Below are 13793 nucleotides of genomic sequence, written 5' to 3' on the forward strand. Positions count from 1 at the left end.
AAGGATGTTATTGTGAAAACTAAGCAATGGACCGAAGAAATAAAAATTGATGGTATTACTTATCCTGCAGATCAGCTAAATAGAAAGCAAGATGCAGAACTGCTTACTAAAATCCTTGTTCGTCGTTCAAAAGCGAATAGAGAGAAGCCTAATAAATCTTCATATGTAATTAACGTTAATGCGGAATGGGGCGCTGGTAAAACTTATTTCGTAAAACGTTGGGCTGAAGACTTAAAACACGAGCATCCTGTCGTTTATATAGATGCTTGGTCAAATGATTTTATGGATTCACCTATTATTACCGTCCTTGCTGAAATACAAAAGCAACTTTTAGAAACAATTAATAAAAGCCATTTAACTCAAGCCAAAAGAAAAAGCTTTAAGAATATAGGTATATCTGTATTACCAAAAATCTTAGCAGCACTAGTTAAACGATATGGTGGCTTTGATATTGAAGAGTTATTTGTAGACAAAAACTCTGACACATGTACTTCGCCATCAACACAAAACAATAAATCATTAGATTTGTCAGCAGCCATGGAAGCGATGACAACACAAGCGTTTAAAGAGCATAGTGACTATAAGAAGGGAGTAAAAGAGCTAAAGGGCACCATTAAAGAGTTAGTCAAATACTCGATTGAAAAGCCAAAAGATGGCTTGCAAGCAACAGCTCGTGATTATCCCGCATTCATTTTTATTGATGAGTTAGACCGCTGCCGCCCAACTTATGCAGTAGAAATGCTAGAAGCAATAAAGCATATTTTCGATATAGAAGGGTTAGTAATAGTTGTTTCAACACATACAGAAGAACTGCAGCACACGATAAAAGCTTTATATGGAAACGATTTTAATGCTGATAACTATTTAAGGCGTTTCTTTGATACAAAGTACTATCTAGATGTTGGGATTTCTGCCAGTTTATTAGAAGCAAATTGTGATTTTACTGTATTAGATAATCACTATCTGGAACAAAAAAGCATTTTACTGTTTCCGCTTTTATCTCAAGGTGATGATTTAAAAAAGCAGTTATCATCTCTCATTGCTGAGATCTCCAATTGGCAAAACTTAGCACCTAGATCAGCTGTACAATTAACAAATAGATTACTTACAAGTATAGAATTAATAGTCGAAGAGAAAACAGTAGATATTTTAGTTTTAGTGATTTTACTTTGTTTATATATGTTCAATAAACCTCAATATGACTATATGTGCAGCATTTTTGATGAACAACGATTTGAAATAAATCCTAGGGTTACAGATTTAAAGCTTTCCTCCAAACAACTAAATTTACCTAAGTACCTAAAAGAAATGCTTTTTGCAGCAGAGAAGCTAGATGGTATAAATCAATTACTAAAACTAGAAAATTATGAGAAAGCAAGTTTGATGAATCTTAAAATCAACTTTTCAGATATTGATCTTTTAACTTATTTTCTGAGTTTTCAAAGCGTTTTAAACAGGGGCGATAAAGCTATAAAACCAGGCTATATGCATACGTTTGGTTATGATGGGAGGGGGGCTATACATGACTACCAGCTGTTAGAAGCACAAATGACATTCTTCGGATTAAGTAGTTTTACAGCGAATGATTACTTGAACCTAATTGGCTTAACGAGTAAATTTGCTGATAGCTGATAGCTGATAGCTGATAGCTGATAGCTGATAGCTGATAGCTGATAGCTGATAGCTGATAGCTGATAGCTGATAGCTGATAGCTGATTACAACCCTTTCTTCACCACATATCTATACGGTGATTCTTCAACTTCTTTAGCCACTAGCGTGTGATCCATAAAGGTACAAAAGCTGGGAATGTCGCGGGTGGTTGAAGGGTCGTCGGCAATAATAAGCAGTGTTTCACCATCGCTCATTTTACGAATAGCAGCGCGTACCATCATCACCGGCTCTGGGCAACGAAGGCCGATGGCATCTAATTGGTGATCGGGATTATCAAAGCTCATAAAAATTACCTGTAAAAATAGTCGCGGCTTGGTTAGGTCGGGTAGTTTAGCGCAAATAAAGCTGTTGGTTAACTATTTTACGTATAACAAAACAGCTCAACTTATTAATAGATAATCTGAAATAAGTTTAATGCACCCGATCACATTATTCATTTTAAACCTGCAAAAGCTGGTGGCATAAAAAAGGCGAACTAACTTGCGCTAGCTCGCCTTTTAATCACCAAGATGGTTTTACATATTCAATACTAATTAGTCTTGAACACGTTCAAATACAGTTGCAATGCCTTGGCCTAAACCAATACACATAGTTGCTAAACCGTATTTTGCGTTTTTGTCTTCCATTAAGTGAATAAGCGAGGTGCTAATACGTGAACCCGAACAGCCCAGAGGGTGACCAAGTGCGATAGCGCCGCCATTCAAGTTAACTTTTTCGTCAACTACATCAGCTAAGCCTAAGTCTTTAAGCACAGGTAGTGATTGTGCTGCGAATGCTTCGTTTAGCTCAGCTACGTCGATGTCATCAATGGTAATACCGGCTTGTGCCAATGCTTTTTTACTTGCAGGTACTGGGCCGTAACCCATGATTGATGGATCGCAACCGGCAACAGCCATAGCGCGAATACGTGCACGAATTGGTAAGCCCAGTTCTTTTGCTTTTTCTTCGCTCATTACTAACATGGCTGATGCGCCGTCAGAAAGTGCAGAAGATGTGCCCGCAGTAACAGAACCCGTAGCAGGGTTAAATACTGGACGTAGCTGCGATAAACCTTCAACCGTTGTTTCTGGACGAATTACTTCATCATCTTCAACAAGAATAAGTGAACCGTCAGCATCGTGACCTTCCATTGCTAAAATTTCGCGGCGGAAACGGCCTTCAACTGTTGCAGCATGTGCACGTTGATGCGAGCGGTAAGCAAATTCATCTTGTTGCTCACGGCTAATACCGTGAAGTGTTGCAAGGTACTCAGCGGTTAAACCCATAGAGCCAGATGCTTGTGCAATTGATGTAGCTAGGCCAGGGTGAAAGTCGTTACCGTGAGTCATAGGTACGTGACCCATGTGCTCAACACCACCAATTAGGTATGTGTCGCCAGCGCCAGTCATAATTGCGCGAGCAGCGTCATGCAATGCTTGCATTGATGAGCCACATAAACGGTTAACTGTGGTTGCTGGCACTGAATGTGGAATGCCCGCAAGTAGAGATGCGTTACGTGCAACGTTAAAGCCTTGCTCTAATGTTTGCTGTACACAGCCCCAATAAATATCGTCAATTGACGCAGGGTCAACTGCCGGATTACGTTCTAATAAGCCTTTCATTAAATGAGCGCTTAAGTCTTCCGCACGTTTGTGCTTGAATACGCCGCCCTTTGAGCGACCCATTGGTGTGCGGATACAATCTACAATTACTGGATTATTCATGATATTAACCTTCCACCTTATAGAAAACACGGCCTTCTTCAGCCCACTTGCGAGTTTGCTCTGATACTTGGTAAATCGCACCTAGGTGAGCGTATTTGTCAGCAGTTGCTACAAAGTTAGCTAAACCTGTTTGATCTAAGTAACGGAACGCGCCGCCTCTAAATGGAGGGAAACCAACACCGTATACAAGTGCCATATCAGCTTCTTGAGGAGAAGCAACAATGCCTTCTTGTAAACAAAGTAGCACTTCGTTGATCATTGGGATCATACAACGGTCAATGATTTCTTGTTTATCAAATTCTTTTGGTGCGTCTGTAATTGGTGCAAGTAGTTCAATCGCTGTTTGGTCATGTGATTTTTTAAGACGACCGCGACGATCTGTTTCGTACTTATAGAAACCTGCTTTGTTCTTTTGACCAAAACGTTTTTCGTTAGCAAAAACAGTCACTGGGTCTTTATCTGCACGTGCCATACGTTCAGGGAAACCGTCTGCCATTACGCCAGTACAATGGTAAGCCGTATCAATACCGACTACATCAAGTAGATACGCCGGGCCCATTGGCCAGCCAAATACGTTTTCCATTACTTTATCTACTTTTGCAAAGTTAGCGCCTTCAACCACTAATTTGCTAAAGCCAGCAAAGTAAGGGAATAAAACACGGTTTACAAAAAAGCCTGGGCAATCGTTAACAACAATCGGTGATTTACCTAGTTTAAGTGCGTAATCAACCACGGCATTAATCGTTTTATCTGAGGTTTTTGCACCACGGATAATTTCAACTAATGGCATTTTTGGTACTGGGTTGAAAAAGTGCATACCACAAAAGTTTTCTGGCTTTTCAAGCGCTTCTGCAAGTAGGTCAATACAAATAGTCGATGTGTTTGACGTCAGTACCGTGCCTTCTGGCATATTCTTTTCAAGATCAGCAAGTACGGCTTGCTTCACTTTAGGATTTTCTACTACGGCTTCAACAATGATGTTGGCGTTTTGTAGGTCTGCATCGTTAAGCGTTGGTTTGATTTTGCTAAGCGTTGCTAGCATTTTTTCCATCGGCATGTGGCCGCGCTTCACTTTTGCACCTAATAGTTTAGATGCTTCACCCATACCTAAATCTAGCGCATCCTGTTGGATGTCTTTCATTATGATTGGTGTGCCTTTATAAGCAGACTGGTATGCAATACCGCCACCCATAATACCTGCGCCTAATACTGCCGCTTGTTTAATTTCTACATCGCTGTGTTTAGCAAATTTACGTGCTTTACCTTTAATGTATTGGTCTGCTAAAAATATACCCGTTTGAGCAGCAGCTTCACTAGTACGTGCTAGTTTTGCAAAGTTGGCATTTTCAATTGCCATTGCTTCGGCGCGTAAGCTGTTTGCTGCGGCTTTAATAGTGCGAACAGCCATAACTGGAGCAGGATAGTGGCCTTTGGTTTTACCCATTACCATACCTTCTGCCATTGCAAAGCTCATGCCTTGCTCAACACGGTTTAATTTAAGCGGTTGTAATTTTACAGCGCGTTTTGCTTGCCAATCTAGCTTGCCAGCAATTGCTAATTCTAGTGTTGCTAAACTTGACTCTTGTAGTTTGTTGGCACTAACTACCGCGTCAAATGCACCTACTTTTAGGGCGTCAGCAGCGCGATTTTCGTTACCTGTGGTGATCCACATCATCGCGTTATCGGCACCAATAATGCGCGGAAGGCGCACTGTACCGCCAAAACCAGGCATTATGCCTAATTTAACTTCTGGTAAGCCCATTTTTGCTGAGTCACTTGCAACACGATAATCGGTAGCAAGTGCCCACTCACAGCCGCCGCCAAGCGCCAAGCCGTTTACAACACTTAGTGTTGGGAATGGTAAATCTTCAATTGCATCAAAAACGTCAGTTGCATTTTTGATCCACGTTACTAATTCTGCTTCAGGCTTAGTAAAAGTAGGTAAAAATTCGAAAATATCGGCACCAATAATAAAGTGGTCTTTATCACTGGTAAAAATCATGCCTTTAATATCAGTGTTAGCGGCTAATTCTTTTAATGCTGCCGCGCAATCTGAAAGAGTTTGTTGAGATAATGTGTTTACAGAACCTGTAGCACAAAACTTAAACTCGGCGATGTTTTCCTTCACGAAGCTAACTTCAAAGGAATCGCTTTTATATAACATTATTATTCTCCCTAGTTGATGAACTAAGACTGGTACGATGAGTTCATATTCAGACCAGTGTGCTTGCTTTAAATTAAAAATGCAACGAAAAATTTATCTTGGTTACAAACGTCTGGTTAAAATATAGCTGGTTTGGTGCTAAGGTGGGTTTGAAAGTTTTCTTTATTCATTTTATTGCGCTGTCTTGGTGTTTATAGCTTGGGTTTTATCAATGTAAATAGAGTTACAGTGCCTGCGCTGTTTTTTATTTACCCATAGCCTCACCCTTGTCAGCCTTGAAGGTTACTATGCCCTAAAGGACATTATGAAAAAATATTTATTAAGCGTAGCGGCAGCGACTCTGTTTTTCTCTTTTCCCTCTGCCAACGCAAATAGCGAACTTGATGCATTTTTAGATGCAGAAAAACAAGCGCGCTATGGCGATTACAATAGCTTTAAACAAGCGGTAGACTCATTGTCTCATCCGCTTAAGCCCTATGTAGAAAAAGCCTTTTGGCAGCGTTACCCCAGTTTAAAGCATCAAACAGAAATAGAAAATTTCCTCACTATTTATGAGCACACGCCATTAGAGTGGCCAGTACGAAAAGCATGGTTAAATTATTTAAAGCGCAGAAATAAAAAAGCAGCGTTTATTAAAAATTACCGTGAAACCTCCGATACTGAGCTCAGTTGTACCCACCTTACTTATCAGCTTGATTTAGGAGCGCCTAAAAAAGCAATACTCTCGCAGGTAACCGATATTTGGACGGTTGGCGAGTCGCAGCCCAGTGAATGTGACGGGCTTTTTAAGCGCTGGCGACAAAATGGTTATTTAACCCCAGATGTCGTGTGGCAGCGTGTCACTTTAGCGGCACAAGGGGGGTCTTATCGTTTATTGCCTTATTTAAAGACCTTATTGCCAGCCAAGGAGCGTTATTTAGCTGATTTATATTCCAAGGTAAGGCGCGACCCCAGTGCAGCTGCAGGCCTTTACCGCTATAAACGTAAAACAGCCAAAGAAGGGGAAATAGCGCTTTATGGTATTAAACGCTTAATTTGGCGTGATAAAGAGTTGGCCTTAAAAGCGTGGCAAAAAATTGAAGGCATGTTTAACTTCGCTGATGATGAAAAAGCAGACGTATATTATACCTTTGCGCTGTCGTTGGCGTCGAGCGGTCATAGTCAGGCGAGCTTTTATTTAAATAAAGTCCCTAAAGAGCGTCAAGATCGTAAATTAATGCAATGGCAGCTAGCCAATATGTTAAAAACGCAAGATTGGGAAGGCATTGCGGCATTTTTTACTGGCAAGCAAAACCTCAGTTTAGGGCAGCAGTATTGGCTAGCTTATAGTTATGACAAACGCGCAGAACATGAAAAAGCCAAGGCAATTTGGACTAAAGTAGCCGCTAACCGAGATTATTACGGCTTTTTAGCCGCCGCCCGTTTAGGGTTACCGGTTGATTTAAATGAGTTGCCGGTCAATGTAAATCAAGCTTTAGTAAGGAGAGTAAGTAATGCGCCAGGCTTTAAGCGTGCCAAGGCGTTGTATGAGCTTGAGCGATTTACTGCGGCTCGACGTGAGTGGAATTATTTAACTAATACCTCCGAAGATGATGAAAAACTGGCAGCATCAGTACTCGCGGCAGAGCTTGATTGGTTTGATAGTACAATATTTACACTAGCAAAAATAAAAGCATGGGATTATGTTGATTTGCGTTTTCCATTTGCGTTTCAAGACATGTTTGAGCGTTACAGTAAGCGTAGCAAAATAGATTTAACCTGGAGTATCGCCATTGCGCGCCGAGAAAGTTCATTTGCACCCGATGCCCGTTCTCATGCAAATGCGCGTGGGTTAATGCAGCTATTACCAAGCACCGCAAAATACATTAACAAAGGCGATGTATCTAGCCGTCGGTTGTATCAGCCAAAAACCAATATTCGACTTGGTACCCGTTATTTACAGTATTTAAAAAAGAAAAATCACGGTAATGAGGTATTGGCAACAGCATCTTATAATGCTGGGTATCATCGGATTAAACGTTGGTTACCAGAAGAAGCAATGCCTGCAGAGCTATGGGTTGAGCTTATTCCATATAGAGAAACTCGAGATTACGTAAAAAATGTATTTGCGTATCGGCAGGTTTATCATACTCGCCTTGGCCGAGAAGGTAATTTACTCGCGCCGCTATTAGAAATGACCATGGGCGGGTAGTAAAAATAAATCTACAACAGCAGAGGGATATTTACACAGTAACTATCCCTCTTTTTTGAGCGCTTTGTGTATAAGTGGTAGACTCAAAGTAAGTTAAATTTAACAGATGGGTTTATTATGGAAAAATTAGCCGTATTATACGCCGAACATATTGCAACATTGCAGCAGCGTACACGTACTATTTGTGAGCAAGAAGGGTTAGAAGGATTAGTCATTCATTCAGGCCAAGCTAAGCGCCAATTTTTAGATGATATGTATTACCCATTTAAAGTTAACCCTCATTTTAAAGCGTGGTTACCGGTTATTGATAATCCGCATTGCTGGATTGTGGTAAATGGCAGTGATAAGCCAAAGCTTATTTTTTATCGTCCAATTGATTTTTGGCATAAAGTACCTGATGAGCCAAGAGATTTTTGGGCTGAGTACTTCGATATTGAATTGTTGTTACAACCTGATCAGGTTGAAAAGCTACTTCCTTATGACAAAGCTAAATTTGCTTACATAGGTGAATACCTAGAAGTAGCACAAGCACTTGGTTTTAGCATTATGAATCCTGAGCCAGTAATTAACTACATTCATTATCACCGAGCTTATAAAACGCAATATGAACTTGAGTGTTTACGTAATGCGAACCGTATTGCAGTAGATGGCCACAAAGCGGCGCGTGATGCGTTTTTTAATGGTGGTAGCGAGTTTGATATTCAGCAAGCGTACTTAATGGCAACGCGTCAAAGCGAAAATGAAATGCCGTATGGCAACATTGTGGCCCTTAACGAAAATTGCGCTATTTTGCATTACACGCATTTTGAGCCAAAAGCACCGCAAACACATAACTCATTTTTAATTGATGCGGGCGCTAACTTTAATGGTTACGCTGCAGATATTACTCGTACCTACGACTTTAAAAAGCAAGGCGAGTTTGCTGATCTAGTTAAAGCAATGACGGCGCATCAAATTGAGTTAGGCAAAAGCTTAAAACCAGGTGTACTGTATGGCGAGCTGCATATTGATTGTCATAATCGTATTGCTCAGTTATTAAGTGATTTTGATATTGTTAAACTACCGGCTGCGGAAATTGTTGAGCGTCAAATTACCTCAACCTTCTTCCCTCATGGCTTAGGGCATCACTTAGGTGCACAGGTACATGATGTAGGTGGCTTTATGCGTGATGAAACTGGTGCACATCAGGCACCACCAGAAGGTCATCCATTTTTACGCTGCACTCGCTTAATTGAGAAAAACCAAGTGTTTACCATTGAGCCAGGTTTGTACTTTATTGACTCTTTGTTGGGTGATTTAGCACAAACAGACAATAAGCAGTTTATTAACTGGGAAAAAGTAGAAGCGTTTAAACCATTTGGCGGCATTCGTATTGAAGATAATATTATTGTTCACGAAGACAGCCTAGAGAATATGACGCGTGATTTATTGCTCGACTAATATTTAACTAATAAAAGTTTATATTATTCATGAAAGGGGCCTGTTGGCCCCATTTTTAATTTAACAGCCAAGTAAGCGCTATGTCAGAATATAAATACCCAGCCGACGATGTTTTTCATCAAGAAGAAGTTAAAAAAAGTACCTTTATTGTGCATATAGGCCACACGCCCGATTTAAACTCAGCCAAAGCCTTTATTAAAAATATTGAAGAAAAATACAGTGATGCACGCCATAATTGTTGGGCGCATGTTGCGGGCAATCCTGGCGGAAGCCATGTTTATGGTTTTTCTGACGATGGAGAGCCAAATGGCACCGCTGGTAAACCTATGCTCAACGTGCTGGTGGGCTCTGGCCTAGGTGAAGTAACTGCTGTGGTAACACGGTATTTTGGTGGGATAAAGCTTGGCACTGGTGGATTAGTTCGTGCTTATGGTGGCTCGCTTAATAATGCCTTAGCAAAATTACAAACCGTGGTAAAAGTACCCAGTATTGAGCTGGTTGGCTTTAGTGAATACAGTATGCAAGGCGCAATAGAGCAGCACTTAAAAACCAACTTTCAGGTACTTAATATTGAAAAGCAGTTTACGGCAAATATTGAGTGGAGTATTACTATTGATAGCCGCCAAGCACAACAAGCATGCAAAGATATTTTTGATTTAAGCCACGGCGCAGTTGAGTTAACAATCAAAGAGTAATAGTCTTACATCCATCCCATTTAATCAGTAAAGATTAAATTTTCGAGTCATACAGTAGTTATTTTAATTTACTAATAAAAAAGCGATACGCTCAATGCAATTTCGTACCATCATAAAAATTCTTGGCCAACTGGTCGCGCTATTTAGTATTACAATGGTGCCACCAGCACTCGTGTCTTTAATTTATAAAGATGGTGGAGGGGTGCCGTTTGTTTTAGCCTTTATATTTAGCGTTATTATTGGCTTAATGGCTTACTACCCAAATAGGCATGAGCATGGTGATTTAAAAGCACGGGAAGGCTTTTTAATAGTGGTTTTGTTTTGGCTGGTGCTAGGGGCATTTGCATCATTACCGCTGATATTTTTACAAGAACCCAACCTCTCTTTGGCCGATGCGGTGTTTGAAGCTTTCTCAGGCTTAACTACCACAGGGGCGACCGTATTAACTGGCATTGAGTACTTGCCTAAATCGGTATTATTTTATCGCCAACAATTACAGTGGTTTGGTGGAATGGGGATCATTGTATTAGCAGTAGCCATACTGCCAATGCTTGGCGTGGGTGGGATGCAGTTGTATCGCGCTGAAATTCCAGGCCCAGTAAAAGACTCCAAAATGACCCCGCGTATAGCCGACACCGCTAAACACCTTTGGTATATTTACGTATCTATTACACTTGCTTGTACCTTGGCGTATTGGAGCGCTGGCATGAACTGGTTTGACGCCATATGCCATGCCTTTTCTACGGTTGCTATTGGTGGTTTTTCTACTTATGACGCGTCTATGGGGCATTTTGATAGCCCTGTAATTAACTTTATTTGTGTGTTCTTTTTAATTATAGCCGCCATTAACTTTTCACTACATTATGCCGCTGTAGCGAGTCGTAATATTAGTGTGTACATTCGCGACCCTGAATTTAAAGTATTCTTGTGTATTCAGCTCGCGCTGGTGGTAATTTGCTTTACTGTGCTTTCGTCTCATGATGTTTATGCAAATGGTGATGAAACTCTCGATCAGGCGTTGTTTCAAGCGGTGTCTATTAGTAGTACTGCAGGGTTTGCCACAGATAACTTTTCAGCTTGGCCGTTGTTTTTACCTATTTTACTTATTTTTTCGAGCTTTATTGGCGGCTGTGCGGGTTCTACCGGTGGTGGTATGAAAGTTGTTCGTGTGTTTTTGTTGTACTTGCAAGGGGTGCGCGAGCTTAACCGCTTAGTCCATCCCCGAGCTATATATTCAATAAAACTCGGGCGTAAAGCCTTACCTGACAAAGTAGTTGAAGCGGTATGGGGCTTTTTCTCAGCTTATGCACTAGTCTTTATTATTATAATGTTAGCGTTAATGGGCACAGGGTTAGACAACATTACCGCATTCTCTGCGACAGCAGCCTGCCTTAATAATTTGGGCCCAGGTTTGGGTGACGTAGCCTCTCATTATGGTGCTATTAGTGATGCCGCTAAATGGATATTAACAGTAGCTATGGTATTCGGCCGGTTAGAGATATTTACATTATTAGTGCTATTTACCCCAACATTTTGGCGTGGATAAGGTTTTAAATATTAGGAAGGAACTATGCAAAAAACCAATTTGGAAAAGTTAAACCAAATCGTCACAGGTGGCATAGTCGATGTAGAAATACTCACGCCAACCAGTAGCCGACGTGTAAAAACGGAGTTTATTGGTTTATTAGAAAACAAATTTATTATTTTAAACTATCCCAGCGCTAAGCGACTCCCCATGGCAAGTGATTACTTGCGAGATGGGGTTATGGTGGTGGTAAGGGCGCTTATAGAGGGCAGTGGTGGGCACATCATTGCGTTTCGTCAGCAACTTATGTCTGTAGCCTCTCATCCAGCTAAATTGTTGTTTATTCAATACCCTTCACAAGTACAGTTGTTTGCGCTTCGCTCACAAGCACGCATACCCACATTGTTTCCTGCTAAGTTAAAATTAACCGAAGAGCAACCGCCCTTTGAAGGGGTGATAAAAGACATTTCGCTCACCGGTGTTATGTTTGATATTAAAACTACTCAAGAACTCGATGAGCTAAAAGATATGCGCTGTACGGTTGTATTTGATGGCGAGACTCAGCATGAGGGGCAAATCTGCAGTGTAAAAAAACATGCTAACGGTATCTGTTGCGGAATTCGATTATTTGCCAGTGAAGAGCAAATGAAAACACTAATGGGGGATCACTTCATTGACCCAAGCGCGCTTGAAGTTGAAATAGCTTAGGGTCTGTTATCAAGTTGAACAAGCTTCTAATATAAATATCAGCAGGCTCCTGCGATTTCATGATTTCGTCATTTTGCAACAAATAGCCTTGTGCGGCTGTTTGTTTTAAACGCTATGTAAAATTTATTTTTTAAACTATTTAAAAACAGTAACTTAAATCTATTTTTTAATTGTAGTTTTTTATTTATAACAAAATAAATCTAAACTCACCTTCCTTTTTGTTTAATTAATCCTCTTTTTTAGCGGTTGCTAATCGACTGTGTGGTGTTTTCCTTAAACTCAACTATTTGATTTTTAATGTTTTAATTTTATTGCCTCATCTACTGTTGCTAAAAAGCAACAAAATAACGAGTTGAATAGCGCCATTTTCAGCTAGATACAGGTTAATTTATTGAAAATTATGGTTTTTATATTGTTGGCATCGAAGTTGTAATAGTCAGGCTGTATTGAACGAAACGTGATTTAAAGTAAAACACTTAATCGCATAAAACATAAACTTTGAAGGAAGATTGATTATGAAAAGCATTAATAAAACTTTAGCACTTATCGCATTAGCTTCTTCATCAGCGGCTTTTGCAGCAAGCGACTTTGACACGCTAGACGTTGACGGCAACGGCGCAATCAGTCAAAGCGAAGCATCAGTAGATGCAAAGCTAATGAGCATGTTTTCTGAGCTTGATACTGACCAAAACGGTGAGTTATCAAAAGAAGAATTTTCTAAAGCATAATCTTAAGCAATTAACGTTTTGGGAGCTTAACCTCCCACATTATTTAAACGATTTTAAGGAATACTCATTATGAAAACATTACACAAAACATTCGCACTTATCGCATTGGCTTCTTCATCAGCTGCCTTCGCAGCAAGCGACTTCGACACGCTTGATACCGACGGTAACGGCGCTATTAGCCAAAGTGAAGCATCAGTTGATGCAAAGCTAATGAGCATGTTCTCAGAGCTTGATACAGACCAAAACGGTGAGCTATCAAAAGCAGAATTTTCTAAAGCATAAGCTAAGGCTAGGCATATTCTGAGTTGCCAAAGACAACCTAAGTAGGCAAGGGAGCCTATGAAAAAGAATGACAAGGACGGTAATAGCCTGACATTTCCAATAGCACAAAGCATTACATTTTGAAGGATTAAATTATGAAAACATTACACAAAACATTCGCACTTATCGCGCTAGCTTCTTCATCAGCAGCCTTTGCCGCTAGCGACTTTGACACACTTGATGCCGACGGTAATGGGGTTATTAGTCAAAGCGAAGCTGCTGTAAACGCTGATTTAACCGCCGCATTTACTGAGCTTGATACTGACGGCAATGGTGAGCTTTCTAAAGCTGAGTTTGCAAACTTTTAATTTTTAACTTTTTTCATTGCACAGGGATCTCAGAAAAGGATTTCCCTCTTTAAGGAGACTTATTATGAAAGCATTAAATACAACGCTAGCGATTTTAGTATTAGCGTCATCATCAGCGGCATACGCAGCAGTAGACTTTGCCTCTTTTGATAGTAATGGCGACGGTGTAATTAGCCAGCAGGAAGCTGCGTCTAATAAACAACTAATGAATATTTTTGATGACTTAGATACTGACGGAAATGGTGAACTTTCTAAAGAAGAGTTTGCAAAAGTACAATAAGTATTACCCCATCATACTCCACTAAAGCCGCTTAATAGTCAGCGGCTTTTTTTTGTGC

At 40.4% G+C, this 13793-nt stretch carries 13 protein-coding genes; 10 read left to right on the top strand and 3 right to left on the bottom strand.

Going from position 1 to position 13793, the window contains the following annotated elements; translation table 11 throughout:
* The first annotated feature begins 12 nt into the window (after positions 1 to 12).
* Positions 13 to 1632, top strand: coding sequence for a P-loop NTPase fold protein (locus tag P20439_RS11735; RefSeq protein ID WP_008467062.1), 1620 nt, complete (start codon positions 13 to 15; stop codon positions 1630 to 1632).
* 84 nt (positions 1633 to 1716) lie between these two features.
* On the opposite strand, the gene tusA is transcribed toward P20439_RS11735, so the two are convergent.
* The 3 genes from tusA to fadB all read right to left on the bottom strand — a co-directional run bounded on the left by tusA (position 1717) and on the right by fadB (position 5539).
* Positions 1717 to 1956 carry a sulfurtransferase TusA gene (gene tusA / locus P20439_RS11740; protein WP_008112953.1) on the bottom strand — a complete coding sequence of 80 codons (240 nt, stop codon included), beginning with the start codon at positions 1954 to 1956 and terminating at the stop codon, positions 1717 to 1719.
* A gap of 249 nt (positions 1957 to 2205) precedes the next feature.
* The gene (gene fadA, locus P20439_RS11745) at positions 2206 to 3375 is read right to left on the bottom strand and encodes an acetyl-CoA C-acyltransferase FadA (RefSeq protein ID WP_008112952.1); all 1170 of its coding nucleotides are present in this window, start codon (positions 3373 to 3375) and stop codon (positions 2206 to 2208) included.
* A gap of 4 nt (positions 3376 to 3379) precedes the next feature.
* Positions 3380 to 5539, bottom strand: coding sequence for a fatty acid oxidation complex subunit alpha FadB (gene fadB / locus P20439_RS11750; protein WP_008467065.1), 2160 nt, complete (start codon positions 5537 to 5539; stop codon positions 3380 to 3382).
* Between the two features lie 304 nt (positions 5540 to 5843).
* Between fadB and P20439_RS11755 the strand changes: the two genes are divergently transcribed.
* The 9 genes from P20439_RS11755 (at position 5844) to P20439_RS11795 (ending at position 13735) form a co-directional block, all read left to right on the top strand.
* Positions 5844 to 7730, top strand: a complete 1887-nt coding sequence (locus tag P20439_RS11755; protein WP_008467066.1) for a lytic transglycosylase domain-containing protein — start codon at positions 5844 to 5846, stop codon at positions 7728 to 7730.
* Positions 7731 to 7847: 117 nt separating this feature from the next.
* Complete coding sequence (gene pepQ / locus P20439_RS11760; RefSeq protein ID WP_008467068.1) at positions 7848 to 9170, top strand: Xaa-Pro dipeptidase; 1323 nt, start codon at positions 7848 to 7850, stop codon at positions 9168 to 9170.
* Positions 9171 to 9250: 80 nt separating this feature from the next.
* The gene (locus tag P20439_RS11765; RefSeq protein WP_008467070.1) at positions 9251 to 9865 is read left to right on the top strand and encodes a YigZ family protein; all 615 of its coding nucleotides are present in this window, start codon (positions 9251 to 9253) and stop codon (positions 9863 to 9865) included.
* Positions 9866 to 9959: 94 nt separating this feature from the next.
* Positions 9960 to 11411 (top strand): TrkH family potassium uptake protein, encoded by a 1452-nt coding sequence (locus P20439_RS11770; protein WP_008467072.1) that lies wholly within the window; start codon positions 9960 to 9962, stop codon positions 11409 to 11411.
* A gap of 24 nt (positions 11412 to 11435) precedes the next feature.
* Positions 11436 to 12098, top strand: a complete 663-nt coding sequence (locus P20439_RS11775) for a flagellar brake protein (RefSeq protein ID WP_008467073.1) — start codon at positions 11436 to 11438, stop codon at positions 12096 to 12098.
* Positions 12099 to 12613: 515 nt separating this feature from the next.
* Positions 12614 to 12826: an EF-hand domain-containing protein gene (locus P20439_RS11780; RefSeq protein WP_008112941.1), complete on the top strand. Its 213-nt coding sequence runs from the start codon at positions 12614 to 12616 to the stop codon at positions 12824 to 12826.
* Positions 12827 to 12895: 69 nt separating this feature from the next.
* Positions 12896 to 13108, top strand: a complete 213-nt coding sequence (locus P20439_RS11785; protein ID WP_008112939.1) for an EF-hand domain-containing protein — start codon at positions 12896 to 12898, stop codon at positions 13106 to 13108.
* A gap of 134 nt (positions 13109 to 13242) precedes the next feature.
* The gene (locus tag P20439_RS11790; protein WP_008112937.1) at positions 13243 to 13455 is read left to right on the top strand and encodes an EF-hand domain-containing protein; all 213 of its coding nucleotides are present in this window, start codon (positions 13243 to 13245) and stop codon (positions 13453 to 13455) included.
* A 64-nt stretch (positions 13456 to 13519) separates the two neighbouring features.
* Positions 13520 to 13735, top strand: a complete 216-nt coding sequence (locus P20439_RS11795; protein ID WP_008467075.1) for an EF-hand domain-containing protein — start codon at positions 13520 to 13522, stop codon at positions 13733 to 13735.
* Positions 13736 to 13793 lie beyond the last annotated feature (58 nt).

The sequence above is a fragment of the Pseudoalteromonas sp. BSi20439 genome (assembly GCF_000241165.1).
Classification (GTDB): Bacteria; Pseudomonadota; Gammaproteobacteria; order Enterobacterales; family Alteromonadaceae; genus Pseudoalteromonas.